This is a genomic window from Amycolatopsis sp. NPDC043885 (assembly GCF_056435685.1).
This window is the reverse complement of the sequence record NZ_JBWKEA010000001.1, coordinates 1453969-1472959: the sequence shown is the minus strand read 5'-3', so window position 1 is coordinate 1472959 and position 18991 is coordinate 1453969. Positions and strand designations below refer to the sequence as shown.

The 18991-nt window shown below is 66.6% G+C and carries 20 protein-coding genes and 1 pseudogene; 5 read left to right on the top strand and 16 right to left on the bottom strand.

Going from position 1 to position 18991, the window contains the following annotated elements:
* Positions 1 to 53: 53 nt before the first annotated feature.
* The 7 genes from AC069I_RS07380 to AC069I_RS07350 form a co-directional block, all read right to left on the bottom strand.
* On the bottom strand, positions 54 to 482 hold the full coding sequence (locus tag AC069I_RS07380) for a heat shock protein transcriptional repressor HspR (RefSeq protein ID WP_340688519.1): 429 nt from the start codon (positions 480 to 482) through the stop codon (positions 54 to 56).
* A gap of 5 nt (positions 483 to 487) precedes the next feature.
* Complete coding sequence (gene dnaJ / locus AC069I_RS07375) at positions 488 to 1663, bottom strand: molecular chaperone DnaJ (RefSeq protein ID WP_478224135.1); 1176 nt, start codon at positions 1661 to 1663, stop codon at positions 488 to 490.
* A gap of 33 nt (positions 1664 to 1696) precedes the next feature.
* Positions 1697 to 2467, bottom strand: a complete 771-nt coding sequence (gene grpE / locus AC069I_RS07370) for a nucleotide exchange factor GrpE (protein WP_478265015.1) — start codon at positions 2465 to 2467, stop codon at positions 1697 to 1699.
* Entirely contained in the window at positions 2464 to 4335 is a 1872-nt protein-coding gene (gene dnaK / locus AC069I_RS07365) for a molecular chaperone DnaK (protein ID WP_478224133.1), read from the bottom strand. Before dnaK ends, grpE begins: the two co-directional genes overlap by 4 nt.
* Positions 4336 to 4690: 355 nt before the next feature.
* On the bottom strand, positions 4691 to 5869 hold the full coding sequence (locus AC069I_RS07360) for an alpha/beta fold hydrolase (RefSeq protein ID WP_478265014.1): 1179 nt from the start codon (positions 5867 to 5869) through the stop codon (positions 4691 to 4693).
* Complete coding sequence (locus tag AC069I_RS07355; protein ID WP_478224130.1) at positions 5866 to 6537, bottom strand: DUF4097 family beta strand repeat-containing protein; 672 nt, start codon at positions 6535 to 6537, stop codon at positions 5866 to 5868. Before AC069I_RS07355 ends, AC069I_RS07360 begins: the two co-directional genes overlap by 4 nt.
* A 27-nt stretch (positions 6538 to 6564) precedes the next feature.
* Positions 6565 to 7332 carry a DUF4097 family beta strand repeat-containing protein gene (locus AC069I_RS07350; RefSeq protein WP_478265013.1) on the bottom strand — a complete coding sequence of 256 codons (768 nt, stop codon included), beginning with the start codon at positions 7330 to 7332 and terminating at the stop codon, positions 6565 to 6567.
* A 161-nt stretch (positions 7333 to 7493) separates the two neighbouring features.
* On the opposite strand from AC069I_RS07350, the gene AC069I_RS07345 reads away from it, so the two are divergent.
* Entirely contained in the window at positions 7494 to 8033 is a 540-nt protein-coding gene (locus AC069I_RS07345) for a YbhB/YbcL family Raf kinase inhibitor-like protein (protein ID WP_478224127.1), read from the top strand.
* A 76-nt stretch (positions 8034 to 8109) separates the two neighbouring features.
* On the opposite strand, the gene AC069I_RS07340 is transcribed toward AC069I_RS07345, so the two are convergent.
* From AC069I_RS07340 to AC069I_RS07315, 6 genes and pseudogenes are all read right to left on the bottom strand, one after another.
* The gene (locus tag AC069I_RS07340; protein ID WP_478224125.1) at positions 8110 to 8544 is read right to left on the bottom strand and encodes a GNAT family N-acetyltransferase; all 435 of its coding nucleotides are present in this window, start codon (positions 8542 to 8544) and stop codon (positions 8110 to 8112) included.
* A 22-nt stretch (positions 8545 to 8566) separates the two neighbouring features.
* Positions 8567 to 8944: pseudogene (locus AC069I_RS07335) on the bottom strand (TetR/AcrR family transcriptional regulator); the annotation flags it as partial.
* Between the two features lie 210 nt (positions 8945 to 9154).
* Positions 9155 to 10168 (bottom strand): bacteriocin fulvocin C-related protein, encoded by a 1014-nt coding sequence (locus tag AC069I_RS07330; protein ID WP_478265012.1) that lies wholly within the window; start codon positions 10166 to 10168, stop codon positions 9155 to 9157.
* Positions 10169 to 10264: 96 nt separating this feature from the next.
* A complete protein-coding gene (locus AC069I_RS07325; protein ID WP_478265011.1) occupies positions 10265 to 10768 on the bottom strand; it encodes a GtrA family protein in 504 nt (167 codons plus the stop codon).
* Between the two features lie 100 nt (positions 10769 to 10868).
* The gene (locus AC069I_RS07320; RefSeq protein WP_126736128.1) at positions 10869 to 11429 is read right to left on the bottom strand and encodes a TetR/AcrR family transcriptional regulator; all 561 of its coding nucleotides are present in this window, start codon (positions 11427 to 11429) and stop codon (positions 10869 to 10871) included.
* Complete coding sequence (locus AC069I_RS07315; RefSeq protein WP_125679527.1) at positions 11430 to 11756, bottom strand: DMT family transporter; 327 nt, start codon at positions 11754 to 11756, stop codon at positions 11430 to 11432.
* A gap of 152 nt (positions 11757 to 11908) precedes the next feature.
* Here AC069I_RS07315 and AC069I_RS07310 point away from each other — a divergent pair, with 152 nt between their 5' ends.
* The 3 genes from AC069I_RS07310 to AC069I_RS07300 all read left to right on the top strand — a co-directional run bounded on the left by AC069I_RS07310 (position 11909) and on the right by AC069I_RS07300 (position 15889).
* Complete coding sequence (locus AC069I_RS07310; RefSeq protein ID WP_478265010.1) at positions 11909 to 14203, top strand: (Fe-S)-binding protein; 2295 nt, start codon at positions 11909 to 11911, stop codon at positions 14201 to 14203.
* 159 nt (positions 14204 to 14362) lie between these two features.
* Positions 14363 to 14875 carry a DUF742 domain-containing protein gene (locus tag AC069I_RS07305; protein WP_478224122.1) on the top strand — a complete coding sequence of 171 codons (513 nt, stop codon included), beginning with the start codon at positions 14363 to 14365 and terminating at the stop codon, positions 14873 to 14875.
* A 30-nt stretch (positions 14876 to 14905) separates the two neighbouring features.
* Positions 14906 to 15889 carry a cation diffusion facilitator family transporter gene (locus AC069I_RS07300; RefSeq protein WP_478265009.1) on the top strand — a complete coding sequence of 328 codons (984 nt, stop codon included), beginning with the start codon at positions 14906 to 14908 and terminating at the stop codon, positions 15887 to 15889.
* On the opposite strand, the gene AC069I_RS07295 is transcribed toward AC069I_RS07300, so the two are convergent.
* Both AC069I_RS07295 and AC069I_RS07290 read right to left on the bottom strand, forming a co-directional pair.
* Positions 15883 to 16575 (bottom strand): CAP domain-containing protein, encoded by a 693-nt coding sequence (locus tag AC069I_RS07295; RefSeq protein ID WP_478265168.1) that lies wholly within the window; start codon positions 16573 to 16575, stop codon positions 15883 to 15885. The genes AC069I_RS07300 and AC069I_RS07295 overlap by 7 nt on opposite strands.
* Before the next feature lie 121 nt (positions 16576 to 16696).
* Positions 16697 to 17155 (bottom strand): MarR family winged helix-turn-helix transcriptional regulator, encoded by a 459-nt coding sequence (locus tag AC069I_RS07290; RefSeq protein WP_478265008.1) that lies wholly within the window; start codon positions 17153 to 17155, stop codon positions 16697 to 16699.
* Positions 17156 to 17228: 73 nt separating this feature from the next.
* Here AC069I_RS07290 and AC069I_RS07285 point away from each other — a divergent pair, with 73 nt between their 5' ends.
* Positions 17229 to 18413 (top strand): FAD-dependent oxidoreductase, encoded by a 1185-nt coding sequence (locus AC069I_RS07285; protein ID WP_478265007.1) that lies wholly within the window; start codon positions 17229 to 17231, stop codon positions 18411 to 18413.
* Here the strand turns inward: AC069I_RS07285 and dcd are convergent.
* Entirely contained in the window at positions 18410 to 18991 is a 582-nt protein-coding gene (gene dcd / locus AC069I_RS07280; RefSeq protein ID WP_125679521.1) for a dCTP deaminase, read from the bottom strand. The genes AC069I_RS07285 and dcd overlap by 4 nt on opposite strands.

Here is an 18991-nt window from a genome sequence, read left to right as displayed (position 1 = left end):
CCGGACCCCACCCGCAGCAGGTACCTCAAAGGTGACCCGGAGCATTCAGAGGACTAATTGCGTTTTCTGGGCTTCCAGACCACGAGTGCCGTCTGCTGCCGCAAGGGAACGAGATCCTTGCGGTAGGAGGCGTGCACGGCCGCGGCCGTCTGTTCGGCGGCGACGTACGCCGCCGTGAGCTCTTCGGTCAGTTCGGCGATTCGCGCGCGGAGCGCGTCGACCTGGTTCTCCAGCTCGATGATCCGCTTGATGCCCGCGAGGTTGACACCGTCCTCTTGGGACAGTCGCTGCACTTCGCGCAGCAACGCGATGTCCCGCATCGAGTAACGCCGTCCACCGCCGGAGGTCCGGCCCGGCGACACGAGACCCTGGCGGTCGTAGGACCGCAGGGTCTGCGCGTGCAGGCCGGAAAGCTGCGCCGCCACCGAAATGACGAACACCGGGGTGTCCTCGTCCGCACCGTGCGGCAGCCCGCCGAACATCGTGCTCACCTGCCTTCGAGAAGTTCGGTGATCTCCGGTCGCGGATCGTGATCGGCCATGGCCTCCGCGTAGGCCTCCAGCGCTTCACGGGCCTTGTCGTCCAATTTGGCCGGGATGGCCGCCTGCAGGGTGACCAGCAGGTCGCCCTGCGAGCCGTCGCGTTTCGCGATTCCCTTGCCGCGCACCCGGAGCACGCGACCGCTCGCTGTGCCCTGCGGCACCTTCAGCGAGACCTTGCCCTCGAGCGTCGGCACGGTGATCGTGCCGCCGAGAGCCAGCTCCGTGAAGGACACCGGCACGGTGATCGTCAGGTCGAGGTCCTTGCGCCCGAACACCGCGTGCGGAGCGACGTGCACGCGGACGTACAGATCGCCCGGCTGCGCGCCGCCACGGCCCGGTTCACCCTGGCCTGCCAGCCGGATCCGCTGGTCGTCGGCGACGCCCGGCGGGATCCGCACGGTCAGCGTGCGGGTGCGGGTGCTGATGCCCTCGCCCGCGCATTCCGGGCAGGGGTCGTCGATGATCGTGCCGCGGCCGCGGCAGTCACGGCACGGCTCCGAGAACGCGAACGCGCCCTGGCTCCGGCTGACCAGCCCGCTGCCCTGGCAGGTCGCGCACGTCCTCGGGGAAGTACCCGGCTTCGCGCCGTTGCCGCCGCAGGTGGAACAGGTCGCCGGGCTCGACAGCCGCAGCGGCAGGGTCGCGCCCTTGACCGCCTCGGCGAAATCGATCCGGACGTCGGTCTCCACGTCCGCGCCGCGCTGCGGCCGGTTCGCCGTGGCACCGGCCGCGCCGCCGCGACGGCCGAAGAGCCCGCCGAGGATGTCGCCGAGACCGCCGAAGCCGCCCTGCTGCTGACCCGCCTGGCCGAAGATGTCGCCGACGTCGAAACCGCCGCCGCCACCGCCGGCCCCCGGGAAGCCGAAGCCGCCGGGACCGCCGGAGCCGAAGAGGCGCCGAGCCTCGTCGTACTCCTTGCGCTTGGACGTGTCGGAAAGAACGCCGTACGCCTCGGAGACCGCCTTGAACTTCTTCTCGGCCTCCGCGTTGCCCGCGTTGGCGTCGGGGTGGTTCTCCTTGGCCAGCTTGCGATAGGCCTTCTTGATCTCGTCCGCGGTGGCGTCGGAGGAGACGCCCAGCTCACGGTAGAAGTCCTTACCGATCCATTCCCGTGCACTCACCGAACGTCTCCTCCTTTCACGCCGTATCGCCGATCAGCGGTTGTTCTCATCGAAAAGTTCGCCCTCGAGCGGCAGCTCGCCACCGACGGGCGGGTCCACCGGGGCGCCCTGCGCCGACGGCGCGGGAGCCGCACCCGGCTCGTGGTCGGTGACCCCGACCAGCGCCGCGCGCAGCACGCGTTCGCCGAAGCGGTATCCGCGGCGCATGACCGTGGTGACCGTCGGCCCGGTGACGTCCGGCGACGTGCTGTGCTGGACCGCCTCGTGGACGCTCGGGTCGAAGGGCTCGCCCTCGGCGCCGAACGGCTCGAGACCCGACCGCTGCAGGCTGCCGACCAGCTTCTCGCCGACCGCCTTGAAGGCGCCCGTCAGATCGCCGTGCTGCTCCGCGCGCTCGAGGTCGTCGAGCAGCGGGAGCAGATCGTTGACGACCGACGCCTTCGCGCCGGAGACGACCTGCTCGCGGTCACGGTCGACGCGCTTGCGGTAGTTGGCGTACTCCGCCTGAAGACGCTGGAGGTCGGCGGTGCGTTCCGCCAGCTCCTTCTCCAGTCCGGTGGCCACCGACACCGAGTCGTCCACAATGGACTCCCCGAGGCCGGGGCCCGCGTGTGCGGCGGGCTCCGGCTCCGTCGGGACAGCCGGCTCTTCGGTCGGAGCGGCGTGCTTCGGACCATCCTTGGGCTCGGTCGCCGGGGCGGCCGTGCGGACCTCACCGGTCAGCGGATCGATCCGCCTACGGTCCCGCACGACCACCGGTTCGTCCGGGCCCCGGCCCTCGGTTTCGTCGTAGCGTCCGGTCACTTCTTGTCCTTCTCGTCCTCTTCGACGATCTCGGCGTCGACGACGTCGTCCGCCTTGGCCTGCGAACCGGCACCCGCGCCCGCCGCACCGGCGGCACCATCACCGGCGGCACCTTCGGCGCCCGGGGTGGCGTTGGCGTAGAGCGCGGTGCCCAGCTCCTGGGAAGCCGTGTTCAGCTTCTCGATGGACTCGCGGATCTTCGCCGAGTCGGTGCCCTTGAGCGCCTCGTTGGCCTCGTCGATCGCGGACTTCACCTTGCCCTTGAGCTCGTCGGGCAGCTTGTCCTCGTTGTCCTTGACGAACTTCTCGGTCTGGTAGACCAGCGTCTCCGCCTGGTTGCGGGTCTCCGCCTCCTCGCGGCGCTGCTTGTCCTCCTCTGCGTGCGCCTCGGCGTCCTTGACCATGCGCTCGATGTCGTCCTTCGGCAGCGCGGAGCCACCGGTGATCGTCATCGACTGCTCCTTGTTCGTGCCGAGGTCCTTCGCGAGGACGTGCACGATGCCGTTGGCGTCGATGTCGAAGGTGACCTCGATCTGCGGCACGCCACGCGGGGCGGGCGGGAGACCGGTCAGCTCGAACATGCCGAGCTTCTTGTTGTGCGCCGCGATCTCGCGCTCACCCTGGAACACCTGGATCTGCACCGAGGGCTGGTTGTCGTCCGCGGTGGAGAAGATCTCCGAACGCTTGGTCGGGATCGTGGTGTTGCGCTCGATGAGCTTGGTGAACACGCCGCCCTTGGTCTCGATGCCCAGCGAAAGCGGGGTCACGTCGAGCAGGAGGACGTCCTTGACCTCGCCCTTGAGCACACCGGCCTGCAGCGCCGCGCCGACGGCGACGACCTCGTCCGGGTTGACGCCCTTGTTCGGCTCGCGGCCGCCGGTCAGCTCCTTGACCAGCTCGGACACGGCGGGCATGCGGGTGGAACCACCCACGAGCACGACGTGGTCGATGTCGCCGACGGCGACACCCGCGTCACGGATGACGTTGTTGAACGGCTTGCGGGTGCGCTCGAGCAGGTCCGAGGTGATCTTCTGGAACTCGGCGCGGGAGAGCTGCTCGTCGAGGAACAGCGGGTTCTTGTCCGCGTCCACCGTGATGTACGGCAGGTTGATGCTGGCCGAGTTCGAGCTGGAGAGCTCGATCTTCGCCTTCTCGGCGGCCTCACGGATGCGCTGGAGCGCCATCTTGTCCTTGGTGAGGTCGATGCCGTTGGACGACTTGAACTTGTCGACCAGCCAGGTGACGATGCGCTCGTCCCAGTCGTCACCGCCGAGGTGGTTGTCACCGGAGGTCGCGCGGACCTCGACGACACCCTCGCCGATCTCCAGCAGCGAGACGTCGAACGTACCGCCACCGAGGTCGAAGACCAGGATGGTCTGTTCCTTCTCGCCCTTGTCGAGGCCGTACGCCAGCGCCGCCGCGGTGGGCTCGTTGACGATGCGGAGCACGTTCAGGCCGGCGATCTGCCCGGCCTCCTTGGTGGCCTGCCGCTGCGCGTCCTCGAAGTAGGCGGGGACGGTGATGACCGCGTCGGTGATGGTCTCGCCCAGGTACGCCTCGGCGTCGCGCTTGAGCTTCATCAGCACGCGGGCGCTGATCTCCTGCGAGGTGTAGGCCTTGCCGTCGATCTCGGTCTTCCAGTCGGTACCGATGTGCCGCTTGACCGACCGGATGGTCCGGTCGACGTTCGTCACGGCCTGGTTCTTCGCCGGCTGGCCGGTCAGCACTTCGCCGTTCTTGGCGAAGGCGACGATGGACGGGGTGGTGCGTGAACCTTCCGAGTTGGCGATGACCGTCGGCTCGCCGCCCTCAAGGACAGCGACGACCGAGTTGGTCGTGCCGAGGTCGATGCCGACCGCTCGCGCCATGGTGTGATCCTCCTGCTAGTTCGTGACCTGCACGTTTCGGCCCACCTTGAGTGGGCTCAACGCAAGTTGTATCGGGATGGTGGGGCTTCCGTCAAGCCGGACTTGAGTCACCCTCACTCAACCTTGTATCCGGCTCAACGTGCGGCACGATCGTCTTGTTCCCGGACTACCGGCAGACCGTGCCCGGAGCGGGTGTGACGCCGCTCGCAGTGTTCTCTATCGCGCGACCGCGCTCGCGCTGCCAGGGCGCACACCGCATGCACGTCACCTCCCGTCGAAGGCGCCCTGCCATCCCGATCACGGGGCCTGACGGCCGAAACGCGCGACTCCAAAAGATCAAGGGCTTCCGGCCACCTCAAGCTCGGTCACCTGCCGAAGGCACCGGCCAGCCCGCGCACCCGCTCGCCATGTCCCAGAACTCCGAATACCGCCAGCCGTGCGGCGAGAGGGTCTTCACCAGTCCCTGCATCGCCAGCATGTCGGCGTAGGAGGTGAACGGCGAGCCGAAGTCGTGACAGCCGATCGCGCGATACGCGCCGTAGGACGGGTCGAGCTGGGAGTACGGCAGCAGTCCGTCCGCGTTCCCCGCCGTCGCGGCCTCGATCGCCTTCGCGAGGTCCGGCCAGAACGCGGGGAGGATGAGGCTGCCGTAGACGCCGGCCGCCATCTCCTCGGCGGTCACATTCCGCCCGAGCTGTTTCGACGGCACGCCGCCGGGCGTCCGCATCAGCGCGTCGTAAGCGGCGAGGACGTCCTTGCCGCGAAGCGCACAGTCGGCCGACGTCGTGCACCACTTCGCGAAGTCCTTGAGCGCGCTTTCGGTCGCGACGGCCTCTTCGAGGATCGCCTGCCTGGTCGGCCGCGAGTGGTCGACCGCGCCGTCGAGCACCATCGTCCGGACGCGCTTCGGGTACTTCTCCGCGTACACGGCACCGAGTTCGGAACCGTAGGAGACGCCGAGCCAGTTCACCTTCGGCTCGCCGAGGGCGACACGGATCGCTTCGATGTCGCCCGCGGCCCGCCAAGTGTCCACAGAGGACAATCCGGGACCGGTCCTGTTCAGACATTCGCCGCCCGAAGCGCGGTTGTGCGCGAGGAGCTTGTCGTAGTCCGCGCGGCTCCGCGGGAATCGGCTGATCGCCGGATCGTGCAGACCCGGCCCGCAGGTGATCGCGGGCCCGCTGTCGCCGACGCCGCGCGGGTCGAACCCGATGACGTCGAACCGCTGCCGCACTTCGGCCATTTCCGGCTGATCCAGCGCGAAACCGCGGCCGCCGTACTTCAGCACGGTGACACCGGCACCGCCCGGCCCGCCCGGATTGGTCAACAGCGAACCGACGCGCCGCGTGGGATCGGTCGCGGGCAGTTTCGCCAGCGCGATCGAAAAGCCATCGCTCACCGGCAGGCTCGCGCATTCCAGTGTCGGCGCGTACTCGGTCGCGCACGGCTTCCAGTCGATCCCTGGCGCGGCGGACGCGGGCAGCGCGGAAAGCGGCAGCAGGGTCAGCGCGATGATCGCGGCGAGCGTCTTCATACAGGCTTCACCGTGATCGAGCCGGTGCCGGCCTGGAGATCGAGGACGTTCGCCGAACCCTGGTCCTGCCGGACGCCGCCGGTCTCGACCTTGCCGACCTCCGCCTTCGCGCGGACCTGGTACGCGCCGTCGGGAACGGTGACGACGACCTTGCCGACCTCCGCGTTCGCGGTGACCGCGCCCGGCTTCGCGAGACCGACCTCGATGTCGCCGGTGCCGGTGCGCAGGTTGACCGGCCCGGACGTGTTCATCACCTTGAAGTCGCCGACGTCGCCCTTCAGATCGACCGAGGCGGCGCGGGCGAGGGTGATCTTGCCGGTGCCGATGGACCCGGAGATCGCCAGCTCGCGCGGCACCACGACGTCGTAGTCCACGCCGCACTGCTGACAGCCGCCGAGGACCAGCGTGCCGTTCTCGACGCTGTACGTCTTGCCGGGATTCTTGCCGTTATAAGTCACTTCGCGGCGCAGCGAGACGGGCGCGCCGTCCTCGACCCGCAGCGTGACCGCGCCGACCGGGACGTCCACCCGGATCGCGGTGACCTGCTCGGTGACGGGCGCGCCGTCACTCAGTTTCTGCTGGAATTCCCCTGTGCAGCCGACGATCCCGAAGGCGGTCAGCGCGCCGAGAGCGAGCGCGCCGAGGACGCGCTTTTCTTTGTTCCCCATGAGAAAGTGTTTCCCCCGATAAGTCCGTCAGGCCGCTTTGACCTTGACGCTTCCGCTGTCGGTGTTGAGATCGAGCTTGTGCTGTGCCGAACCGGACTGGTTCACGTCGATGTCGCGGTGGCCGCTGCCGGTGCCGCCGGTGACGTTGTATTCGCCTGCCGGGACGGTGACCTCGACCGAACCGCTGTCGGTCTGCGCGGTGACGTCGGCACCCTTGACCAGTTCGAGTTCGATGCGGCCGCTGTCGGTGTGGGCATCGACGTTGCCGCCTAGCCGTTCCCCCTTGATGGCACCGGAAGCCGCCCGCACGGTGACGGCCTGCCCGATATTCGCCAGTTCGACGCGGCCCGCGTCGGACCGGACCTTGACGGTGCCCGGCACGTCGGTGACGGACACGGCGCCGGAATCGACCGTGACGTCCACAGTGGACACTCCGGCGATGTCGAGCGCACCCGAGTCCAGCTTGCCCGAGACCGGGATTCCGGCCGGGACCACCACGTCGTAGCGGACCTCGCAGGTGGTGCCGCACCCGGCCAGGACCAGCGTGTCGCCTTCCACGCGGAAGGAGTCGCCCGGCTTGTTCCAGCGGTACTCGAACTCCTGGTGGATCCGGACCGGCCCCTCGCCGGTGCGGATCTTGACCCGGCCCTCGTCGTTGTCGATGCGCACGCTGCGGATCGGCTGGGTGACCTCCGAGGTGGCCTCCGCGTCGGACGGCCACCACCAGCCGAGGCCGGTGAGGACACCGACGCCGATCAACGCGATGCCTCCGATCGCGAGGAGTGGGCGCGCCATGGTCTTGAGTCCCTCCAGAGCAGGTTTTCGTGTAGCTCGACGCTAAGGGCAGCGCGGCGGGTTGGACATAGGGGTAACCCCCGGATTCATCCCTGAACCCGCACCGGGGTCCTCGGGGTCATAACCTGGCTCCGTCATCTGTTCGACGATCAGGAGGACGCATGCCGCAGGCACCCGATCCGTACGACTTCCTGCCCGATCTGCCTGCCTTCACCTTGAGCAGCACCGACATCGAGGAAGGCGGCTTCCTGCCGACGCCCCAGCTTTCCGGGATCTTCGGCGCGGGCGGCGAGGACCGTTCCCCGCAACTGTCGTGGGAGGGCTTCCCCGACGGGACCAAGAGCTTCGCCGTGACCTGCTACGACCCGGACGCCCCGACGGCGAGCGGGTTCTGGCACTGGGCGGTGTTCGACATCCCCGCGTCGGTCACGGCGCTGGCCGCGAACGCGGGTGACGAGACGGGCTCCGGTCTGCCGGAGGGCGCTGTCACCCTGAAGGGGGACGGTGGCGTGAAGCGGTTCCTCGGCGCCGCCCCGCCGCCCGGACACGGGCCGCACCGGTACATCTTCACGGTGCACGCCGTCGACGTCGAAAAGCTGGAAGTCGGCGAAGACGCCACGCCGGCTTTCCTTGGCTTCAACCTCTTCAGCCACGCCATCGCCCGGGCATCGCTCACGGCCCTGCACGAGAACAAGGGCTGAACCGGCTTTCCGTGAAGGCCTCCTTCCCTACTCTCAGGGTAGGGAAGGAGGCCTTCACGGACTTTGGCCGCTCTCGCTAGACCTGCCCGTTCGCCCGGTTCCGCTCCATGTACTGCCCCTCGGGCGGGTCGCCGAAGCCGAACCGCCGGTACAAACCGTGCGCGTCGGCGGTGTGCAGCATCCACCGGAACTCCGCACCCGGTCCGTTGTCGATCATCTCCCGGACCAGTTCCTTGCCGAGCCCCGCGCCGCGCGCCTCGTCGACGACGAAGACGTCCGCGAGGTACGCGCTGCCGATGGTGTCCGAGAACGCCCGCGCGAACCCGACCAGCCGGCCGCTCGAAGTCTCGTACGCGCCGACGACCCGCCACGCGTTCCGGAAGACCTTCTCGACCTGCTCGCGGTCTCGCCACTTGCCCCAGTAGACCTCGGTGGACAGGCACTTCCACACCACGTCGAGGTCCACCCGAGCCGGGTCGTCATCCAGTTCGTACGCGCCGACAGTCCTCATGATCCGAACGCTACCCAGCAGGTCAACGAGGTTTCAGCAGGTAGTCCACCACCGGCCGCAGCTCGTCGGCGGACGGCGGTTCGTCGTCGATGAGGCCCTGGATCAGCAGGCCGTCGATCCCGGCGAGGAACACCCGGAACGCGACCTCGTCGTCGTGCCGGACCATCGAGGTGAGCACGTCCAGCCAGCGCCGGGCGGCGGGCCGCAGTTCGGGTTTACGCGCAGCCAGCAGGTACAGCTCGTACTCCGCCATCGTCCGCCCGCGACGCGGGCCCAACGCCTCCGCGAGCAGACCGGCGACCTCCTCCGCGCCGCGGCTGCCCCGGGAGCGGGCGCGGTCGATCATCCAGTAAACCTCGGTCGCCATATCCCTCGCGCACGAGATAAGAGTCGCGATCAGCCAGCCTTAACTACACGGCCTTGGCCCTAGCGCTCCTCGGTGAACGTCAACTGCCACACTAAATCGAGGCCTACGCGCGCCGGATAATAGTCGAATTCGTAGACACCCCCAAATCCACATTCCCTGCAACGGTAAGGTTGCAGGCCCAGCCGAGGCCCTATATGCAGGGCACCAGGCTGGACCTGGCCTCTCGGCACTACCTCACATCACCTACACATCAACGCATTGACCGTTGCATTCACAACAATAGAATTCTCCACACCCCCAGCTCTTATTACACCAAGGCACGTCGGGATATGTCCAACACGCCCAACCCCAGCCACACCATGAATCCGGATTGTTACACTCACAGTCCGCCTGGATTGCCTCCGGAGATGTCGATCTAGTTTCAGCAGGAACAGGACCGAGCGTTGCAACTAACGATCGAGCCTCATCAAATCCAAATTCAGCGATCGCCTTCTCTCTAATGCTCAGCTTCGCTGCTTCAACTCGGTCCGCGGAACTCTTTTCGGCAGTCTTCAATGAATACAGTATGTGAGCATCCTCTCGAAGCAATCGAAGTGAATCCTCGATAACCTGAGCCTGCCCGGAAGTCAACTGTTCACGCGCACTAACATACCGATTGATTTGTTCAATCCACAAGGAGGCGCGCGTCTCGACAGGAAGTTCAGCAAATATCGCCTTCCGATATTCGAGCGAATACTCGATCACGTCATCATATCGAAACGGAATCCTCTCACGATTAGCTTCAACCCACTTCCTAGCTTTTAATTGCTCATCCGCGAAAGCCGGGAGCTGACCAGTCGCCATCAAGCCAACCGCAACAGCCGCACCAGCCCCCAAGCGAATGAAGTTCTTACGCCCCATCACCTGGCCACCAGCAGAGCTACCCGACTGTCGTTCACTCTCAGCCAGTTCGCCGAGCCCCCTCAAGACGCGGACCGTGGCTCGTACGCCAAGGCGTCGAAGCAACGGGATGGCCATGGCGCGGCCAGTCCAAGCCTTGACTCCTTCTCCGCCTCTCACCTCGAACAGAGCAGGAGCCCAGGGAGCGTCAGCGCCAAGGAGCCGCAGCCGCCATCCCTTGACATCCTCATGGTTTAGCGGCATTACGTCGAGGCGGCCATCGCTGACTTTCACCACAGACTGCGAAATACGCCGACATAGCTGACATCCACCATCAAAAGCCAACACAAACCGTGCATCGCTACGAATTTCGTTCAAGGCCCCTCCAGAGTACCGTTGCCGACGTATGATCTTCGGCGAAGATCAAGGCGCCGTGGTACCACCACATGAGTGAACCGGACTAGAGAAGATTAATTAGGGGCGCCGACGAGTACCCAACTCGTCGAGAAATACCCATTTCTTAAATCCATAGAACCGGAGCATCATCGCAAGGACGACACCGATTATTGATCCACTAACGAAATCCGCAAGCTCTTGAGTCAGTCTGCTAACATGGGGGACTTCGAGATCGAACAAGTATCGCGATACATACAACGGGATAAGGTTTACGACCAATGCGGATCCACTCACCGCAAAGAACAGCGTCGCTTCATGCGGCCTCTCCCTGCCAGCCCTCGTTCGAAATGACCACTCTCGATTAAGCACATAAGAGACGACCGTCGCCACAAGGATTCCAATTCCCTTTGCAGTCGTGGGATGGCCAGTCAAAATAGAAAGCTTGAGCAGGTACCACACGCCATTGTCAACCACAAAGGTCGTCGCGCCCACCACCGTGAACTTGATCAACTCGCGATGCTTGATCGCCACCTTCCGAAAAGGCTGCGGAAGCCGCGCCAGGACTGCATCAGCGATCGCCACAGTTGCACATCGTACAGAAGGCCAACTTCTACGATCAGGCCGACAACGAATCGCGCATCCACCACATGGCGAGTTCGTGTTCAGATACCTGAGGTGCCCGTCAACGGGGTTTCAGCAGGTAGTCCACCACCGGCCGCAGCTCGTCGGCGGACGGCGGTTCGTCGTCGATGAGGCCCTGGATCAGCAGGCCGTCGATCCCGGCGAGGAACACCCGGAACGCGACCTCGTCGTCGTGCCGGACCATCGAGGTGAGCACGTCCAGCCAGCGCCGGGCGGCGGGCCGCAGTTCGGGTTTGCGCGCGGCCAGCAGGTACAGCTCGTACTCCGCCATCGTCCGCCCGCGACGCGGGCCCAACGCCTCCGCGAGCAGACCGGCGACCTCCTCCGCGCCGCGGCTGCCCCGGGAGCGGGCGCGGTCGATCATCCAGTAAACCTCGGTCGCCATATCCCTCGCGCACGAGATGAGGGTGGCGATCAGCAGGTCGTCGAGGCTCGAGAAGTGATAGGTGGTCGAAGCCGTCGGCACGCCCGCCTCGGCGGCGACCGTCCGATGGGTGACACCGGCGACTCCGTCGCGTTCGATCACCCGCAGCGCGGCCGCGATGATCTCCTCGCGCCGCTTCTCGCCCCTGGCCTTCCGGCCGTCGACCTGGATCTTCACTTAGTGCGCGCCTCCTGCCTCGATCAACACGACACCGCCGATCACCAGCACCAGCCCGGCGATCACGGACAGGTTGACCGGCTCCTTGAAGAACACGATGCCGACGGCCGCCACCAGCGCGACCCCGGCCGCGGCCCAGATCGCGTAGGCGATGCTCACCGGAACGCCCGCCTTAAGCACGTACGCGAGCGCGACGAACGCGACGGCGTATCCGACGACCACGACGATCGACGGGCCCACCTTGCTGAAGCCCTCGGAAAGTTTCAACGACACCGTCGCGGACACCTCCGCGGCGATGGCCAAAGCGAGGAGAAGGTACGCACCCATGTCACAAAAACTACCTGGACGATCGTCTTAAAACAAAGAGAGGCGTACACCACATCGGTGGGACTTGGGCGCGGTCAGTGGGTTACCCATCAGTAAGAAGCATTAGTCTGCCTCCACCACCACAGCTTCACTCGGACGAAAGGCACCCGACGATGGGCGCTGTACAGCTGACGCTCGGCGGGATCGCGGTCCTGCTCGGCGTCGTCGCCTGGGGAATGTTCTTCGCGACCATCGCCCGCTTCGTGCGGGTGATCCGCCTCGGTCAGCCGGACTCGACCCGCAACGGCCCGTTCATCCCGCGCATGAAGACCCTGATCAAGGAATTCGCCGCGCACACCCGGATGAACAAGGTCAAGAGCGTCGGCCCGGCGCACTGGCTGGTCATGTGGGGCTTCCTGATCGGGTCGCTCGCCCTGTTCGAGGCGTACGGCGAGGTCTTCGTCCCGACCTGGGGCTGGCCCATCCTCGACGACTGGTCGCTGTTCCAGCTGCTCATGGAACTGCTCGGGGTCGGCACGATCGTCGGCATCCTGGTGTTGATCTGGGTCCGCCAGAAGAACCACCCGCGCCGCGCCGACCGGCAGTCCCGCTTCCAGGGCTCCAACTTCAAGTGGGCGTACTTCATCGAGGCCGTCGTGCTCATCGAGGGCATCGGCATCATCGGCGTCCGCGCCGCGAAGTCCGCGCTGAACGTCCACGAAACCCCGATCTGGGCCGCGTTCGTCTCGCACCCGATCGGTGAGCTGCTGCCCGCCAGCCCGAACCTGGTGTCGGTGTTCGCGTTCGTCAAGCTGATGAGCGCCACGATCTGGCTGATCGTCATCGCGCGCACGATGACCATGGGCATCGCCTGGCACCGGTTCAGCGCCTTCTTCAACATCTACTTCAAGCGCGAGGACGACGGCGGCGTCGCGCTGGGCGCGCTCAAGCCGATGATGAGCAACGGCAAGGTGCTCGACCTTGAAGAGGCGGACCCGGACGAAGACACCTTCGGCGTCGGCAAGATCGAGGACTTCAGCTGGAAGGGCTGGCTGGACTTCTCCACCTGCACCGAATGCGGCCGCTGCCAGTCGCAGTGTCCCGCGTGGAACACCGGCAAGCCGCTTTCGCCGAAGCTGCTCATCACACAGCTTCGCGACCACGCCTACGCGAAGGCGCCGTACCTGCTCGCGGGCGGCAAGCGCGACATGGCCGGCGACGAGGTCGGCTTGTCCGGCGACAACATGTACGCCGGTATCGACGTCCTCGCGATCGCGGAGTCCCAGAAGGCCCTCATCGGCGACGACGGTGGCGTCATCGACCCCGAGGTGCTGTGGTCCTGCACTTCCTGTGGAGCGTGTGTCGAGCAGTGCCCGGTGGACATCGAGCACGTCGACCACATCGTCGACATGCGCCGCTACCAGGTGATGATCGAGTCCGCGTTCCCCAGCGAGCTCAACGGGATGTTCAAGAACCTGGAGAACAAGGGCAACCCGTGGGGCCAGAACGCCAAGGACCGGCTCGCCTGGACCGAGGACCTGGACTTCGAGGTGCCGGTGTTCGACGGCGACCTCGGCGACACCGAGTACCTCTTCTGGGTCGGCTGCGCCGGCGCGTTCGAGGACCGCGCGAAAAAGACCACGCGCGCCGTCGCGGAGCTGCTGCACATCGCCGGCGTCAAGTACACCGTGCTCGGCTCAGAGGAGTCCTGCACCGGTGACCCGGCCCGCCGCGCGGGCAACGAGTTCCTGTTCCAGATGCTGGCGCAGCAGAACGTCGAGATCCTGAACTCGGTGTTCGAGGGCCGCGAACGCAAGGCGCGCAAGGTGGTCGTCACCTGTGCCCACTGCTTCAACACCCTCGCGAACGAGTACCCGGAGCTGGGCGGCCAGTTCGACGTCGTGCACCACACGCAGCTGCTCAACCGCCTGGTGCGGGAGAAGCACCTGACCCCGGTGGCCCCGGTCGCCGAGGACGTCACCTACCACGACCCGTGCTACCTGGGCCGCCACAACAAGGTCTACGACGCTCCTCGTGAGCTCGTCGGCGCTTCGGGCGCGCAGCTGCGCGAGATGCCGCGGCACGGCGACCGCTCGATGTGCTGTGGTGCCGGTGGCGCGCGGATGTGGATGGAAGAGAAGATCGGCAAGCGGATCAACGTCGAGCGCGTCGACGAAGCGCTCGGCACCGCCCCCTCGAAGATCGCGACCGGTTGCCCGTTCTGCCGCGTGATGCTCACCGACGGCGTCACGGCGCGCCAGAGCGACGGACAGGCTAGCGAGAAGGTCGAGGTCGTCGACGTCGCCCAGTTGCTGCTGACCGCCGTCAAGCGGAAGCCGGAGCCGCAACTGGTCCCGGCGGGAGCGCCCTCTTTGGACGCCGTCTCGGACGCCGAACTCGACGGAAAGGCCGACGTGCCCACCGACGAAACGGCCACCGGAACCCCGCTGCCGGAGGAAGACAAGTAGAACGTCACAACCGGAGGGGGCATTCTCTCGCACATAATGCGAGAGAATGTCCCCTTTTGTTTTATGGCGTACGGACCATTCGGTCCCGTTACCCGTTCGGCGGTACACCGTGGCGATAGGCTGCAACGGATCCGAAAAAAAAGGGGGGCGAGGAAATCGATGGGCAACCGGCACGAACTCCGCTCGATCAAGGAACACCGGCTCGCGATGCCGGGATCGCCGACCGTTCGCCCGCCCGCCCGCGTCCCTTCGTCCGCGGCATTCGCCAGGATAGCCCAGGAAGCGACCATCCCCAGCATCCCGGCCGCCCGGCGGCCGCCGCGGCAGGAACGTCGTCGCACGCGCGTCCGCCCGTACGTCCGCACGGGCGGACGCACCCAGTCCAAACGGAACTTCGCGATCGAAGCGATGATTTCCATCCGGAACGACGCGCCGTGGAACGCGCCGGGGTTCAGCATCGAATTCCATTCCGTGAGATCGCTCTGCCGACGTCCTACTTCGGTCGCCGAAGTAGCCGCGTCACTAAGCGTTCCACTCGGCGTTGCAAAGGTCCTTTTGGGTGATATGGCCGAACTCGGTTTGGTCACCGTTCATGAAACGCAAGCTGAATTCGACGGTCATCCGGCACTCGCCTTGATGGAACGCGTCCTGCAGGGATTGCGTCGCCTGTGAGATCACCGCACTCGCACTACGCTACGCGAGGTGAGTGAAGAATCCGGTGACGAAAGCACCCTGACCGTGGTGCTGGCGGGTGCGGTCAACCTCGCCATCGCCGTGCTGAAACTGATCGCCGGGATCATCACCGGCTCCGGCGCGATGCTGTCGGAAGCCGCGCACTCGGTGGCCGACACGATCACCGAAGTCCTCTTGCTGACCGCGCTGAAACGGTCGGACCGGCCCGCCGACCGCGTCCACCCGTTCGGCTACGGCAAGGAACGGTACTTCTGGTCGCTGCTCGCGGCGGTGTCGATCTTCGCCTCAGGCGCGATGTTCGCGCTCTACGAAGGCTTCTCGACGGTCTTCGGCGAAGCGACCGAGCAGACAGATCCGGTCGTCGGCTACGTCGTCCTCGCGATCGCGTTCGCCCTCGAGTCCGTCTCGTGGTTCCAGGCCGTGCGGCAGGTGCGGCGCGACGCCGCGGAGTCGGGCCAGAAGGTCTCGGTCTATCTGCGGATGATCGACGATCCGGCCCCGAAGACCGTCCTGTTCGAGGACTCGGCCGCGCTGATCGGCTTGCTGCTCGCGTTCGCCGGGATCGGGCTGCACCAGCTCACCGGCTCGCATGTCTGGGACGGCGCGGCGTCGATCGCGATCGGTGTCCTGCTCGCGCTGGTCGCCTACATGCTCGGGCGCACCAACCGCGGCCTGCTGATCGGCAGGCAGGCGAATCCGAGGCTGGTGCGCGGGGTCCGGGATCACCTGATGGGCGCACCCGAGATCGAGGCCGTCGTCGACCTGCAGACCATGCTGATGGGCACCGACCAGGTGCTCGTCTGCGCCCGCGTCGACTTCGACGATTCACTCGGCGCCGCGGAGGTCGAACGCGCCTGCGTCCGGATGGCGGCCGAACTGGCGGAGGCCTTCGGCGACGTCACCGAGGTGTTCATCGAACCCGTCCCGCGCACGGACGCCGAGCTGCGCGCGGCCGTGCTCGCCCGCTACGGCGACTGGGGCAAGGGTCAGTAGCCGAAGTTCTGCGTCCAGTACATGCCCTTGGTGTTGACGCCGACGCCGATCTTCTTCAGCTTGCAATTGAGGATGTTCGCGCGGTGGCCCTCGGAGTTCATCCAGGCGTCCATCACCTTGGCGGCGTTCGATTGGCCCTTGGCGATGTTCTCGGCACCGGGCTTGTCGTACCCGGCGGCACGGATGCGCTGGTCGAACGTGACGCCTTCCGGTGTCGTGTGCGAGAAGTAGTTGCGGGCCGACATGTCGTCGCTGTGGCCCTGCGCGGCGGCGGCGAGATGCGACTCGTTGCCCACCGGCGAGCAGCCGGCGTCGGCGCGCTCGGCGTTGACGAGGTCGATGACCTGCCCGGCGAGCGAGCTGGCCTGCGAACGAGGCGGCTCCTGAGCCTTGCTCGGAGTGGGCTTGGGAGCCTCGGAGGTCTGAGCGGGCGGCTCGGCCGCGGCGGAGGACGAACTCGGCGGCGCGGAGGAAGACGTGGGGGCGGCCGAAGACGACGTCGGGGCAGGCGAGCCGGACGCGGGGCCGCCAGGGGCCGGAGCGGACGTCTGGCCGAAGTAGGCGGGAGGCTTGGCGAGCGCGTCACCGGGCCTGCCCTTGGTGTCGGGCACGCTCAACGAGAGGTTGCTCAGCGCGGTGCCCTGGAACCGATCGGTCACCATCAGGTAGCTCGCACTGGCGATCACCCCGCCCAGCAGGACACTGAGCGTGACAAGCAGTAACCGGCTTCGTGTTCTATTGGGGGACACGGGGCCGAAAACTATCACGAACTGGTTACGGCAATACCCCCGAAAGTAGTAATACCGGTCAGCGGCCGAGACGGCCCGTGGAGTCGCGCGTGATCGCCGCCGCGTCGGCGAGGAACCGGATCACGGTCTCGAGCTCACCGTCCGTGTAGTTCTCGCAGGCCTCACGGACCGACTTCACCAGGTGGTCCCACAGCGGCGCGGCCGAGGCCATCATCGCCCCGTCGATCTCGATGAGGACCTTTCGCCGGTCCTCGGGATGCGGTTTCCGGGTGACGATCCGCTTGCTCTCGAGCCTGTCGATGAGCGCGGTGATCGAGGCCGGCGCGAGCCCCGAGAGTCGCGAAAGCGCCTTCGGCGTCTGGGGCCCGAAGCGGGCGAGGTAGTCGGTCACCTTGCTTTCGACGGCCGAAAGACCGCGCTGCTCGGCTATCGCGGCGTGGAACATGACCGTCTCCGTCGACAGCGCTCGCGCTCCACCGAGGACTCGTTCGATCAGTTCCGCCCGCTCGCTTGACACGTCGGCCAGCCTAGCGGAGTCTTTAGTTCGACAGAACGAATTAGTTTCTAAGATATTCGATGGGGTGAACGACATGGCGATGGTACTGATCGCCGGCGGGGGTATCGCGGGCACGATCACGGCGATCGCACTGCACGAGACGGGCCACGAGCCGGTGATCCACGAGGCGTACGGCCGGACCGCCGAGGGCGTCGGCGCGTTCCTGACCCTCGCGGTGAACGGACTCGACGCGTTGGGCCCACTGGGCTTGAAAGGACTGGTCAAGGGCCTGGGATTCGACACGCCACGGATCAGGATGCGGCTGGGCGACGGCCGCGAACTGGCCGACCTCGCCCTCGGTGGACAGCTCGAGGACGGCACCGTGAGCCAAACCGTGCTGCGCTCCGCCCTGTACATCGGGCTTCGCGACGAAGCCGTCAGACGCGGCATCGAGATCCGCTACGGCAAGCGTCTGGCCGACGCGCGCGAGACCGCTTCGGGTGTACTCGCGACCTTCGAGGACGGCTCGACGGCCGAGGGCGACCTGCTGATCGGCGCGGACGGGCTCCGCTCGCGGGTGCGGACGATCATCGACCCACGGGCGCCGTCACCGCGCTACGTGCCGCTGCTGAACACCGGCGGGGTGGCCGAGAGCCTGCGGCTGGACGACGAACCCGGCGTCATGCACATGACGTTCGGCAAGCGGCTGTTCTTCACCCACATCGTCCACCCGGACGGCGGCGTCTGGTGGTTCGCGAACGTGCCCCGGAAGCATGAGCCGTCTCCGGCCGACCTCGCCGTGCCGACCACCTGGCGAGAGGACCTGATCCGGCAATTGGCGGTGGACCGCACCCCGGCCGTCGAGATCGTGCGCGCGACGCGGGAGATCTACCGGCCGTGGGCGACGTACGACTTCCCGAGCGTGCCGGCCTGGCGGACGGACCGGATGGTCATCCTCGGCGACGCCGCCCACGCGACCTCACCGGCGGCGGGGCAAGGCGCCGCGATGGCCATCGAGGACGCCGTCACGCTGGCGCGATGCCTGCGCGACGTGCCCGCGATCCCGAAGGCGCTCGCCGTCTACGAAGGACTGCGACGCGAGCGCGTCGAAGCGGTCGTCGAGCGCGGCAAGCGCAACGGCGACTCGAAAGCGGCAGGGCCCATCGGACGGGTTATCCGGGACTTCTTCCTCACGCGGGCGTTCAAGAACCTGCCGGAGGAGGATCCGAACGCCTTCATGTGGCGGCATCGGATCGACTGGGAAGCCCCGGTCGCTTAGCGCCAGGTGTCGACGCGGTGGAAGTTCTTGTACGCGCGGCTCGGGGTCGGACCCCGCTGCCCCTGGTAGCGCGAACCGGCCTCGTTCGAGCCGTACGGGAACTCCGCCGCGCTGGACAGGCGGAAGATGCAGAGCTGACCGATCTTCATCCCCGGCCAGAGCGTGATCGGCAGGTTCGCCACGTTAGACAGCTCGAGGGTGATGTGGCCGGAGAAGCCCGGGTCGATGAAGCCCGCGGTGGAATGCGTGAGCAGCCCGAGGCGGCCGAGGGAGGACTTGCCCTCCAGACGGCCGGCGAGGTCGTCGGCGAGCGTGACGGTCTCGTAGGTGGAGCCGAGGACGAACTCGCCGGGGTGGAGGACGAAGGGGTCTTCGCCCTCCTTCTCGACCAGCGAGGTCAGCTCGTCCTGCTGGAGCTGCGGGTCGATATGCGTGTACTTGCTGTTGTCGAACACGCGGAAGTAGCGGTCGAGTCGCACGTCGATGCTCGACGGCTGGACCATCGTCGGGTCGAACGGGTCGACGCCGAGACGGCCGGCGTCGAGCTCTTTACGGAGGTCACGGTCGCTGAGGAGCAC

What these genes read in the sequence shown, in the direction of transcription:
- AC069I_RS07380 (WP_340688519.1), bottom strand. Translation starts at nt 482, where the DNA reads ATGTTCGGCGGGCTGCCGCACGGTGCGGACGAGGACACCCCGGTGTTC.
- AC069I_RS07355 (WP_478224130.1), bottom strand. Translation starts at nt 6,537, where the DNA reads ATGGGGAACAAAGAAAAGCGCGTCCTCGGCGCGCTCGCTCTCGGCGCG.
- AC069I_RS07350 (WP_478265013.1), bottom strand. Translation starts at nt 7,332, where the DNA reads ATGGCGCGCCCACTCCTCGCGATCGGAGGCATCGCGTTGATCGGCGTC.
- AC069I_RS07305 (WP_478224122.1), top strand. Translation starts at nt 14,363, where the DNA reads ATGGGCAACCGGCACGAACTCCGCTCGATCAAGGAACACCGGCTCGCG.
- dnaK (WP_478224133.1), bottom strand. Translation starts at nt 4,335, where the DNA reads ATGGCGCGAGCGGTCGGCATCGACCTCGGCACGACCAACTCGGTCGTC.
- AC069I_RS07345 (WP_478224127.1), top strand. Translation starts at nt 7,494, where the DNA reads ATGCCGCAGGCACCCGATCCGTACGACTTCCTGCCCGATCTGCCTGCC.
- AC069I_RS07315 (WP_125679527.1), bottom strand. Translation starts at nt 11,756, where the DNA reads ATGGGTGCGTACCTTCTCCTCGCTTTGGCCATCGCCGCGGAGGTGTCC.
- AC069I_RS07310 (WP_478265010.1), top strand. Translation starts at nt 11,909, where the DNA reads ATGGGCGCTGTACAGCTGACGCTCGGCGGGATCGCGGTCCTGCTCGGC.
- AC069I_RS07285 (WP_478265007.1), top strand. Translation starts at nt 17,229, where the DNA reads ATGGCGATGGTACTGATCGCCGGCGGGGGTATCGCGGGCACGATCACG.
- AC069I_RS07340 (WP_478224125.1), bottom strand. Translation starts at nt 8,544, where the DNA reads ATGAGGACTGTCGGCGCGTACGAACTGGATGACGACCCGGCTCGGGTG.
- AC069I_RS07360 (WP_478265014.1), bottom strand. Translation starts at nt 5,869, where the DNA reads ATGAAGACGCTCGCCGCGATCATCGCGCTGACCCTGCTGCCGCTTTCC.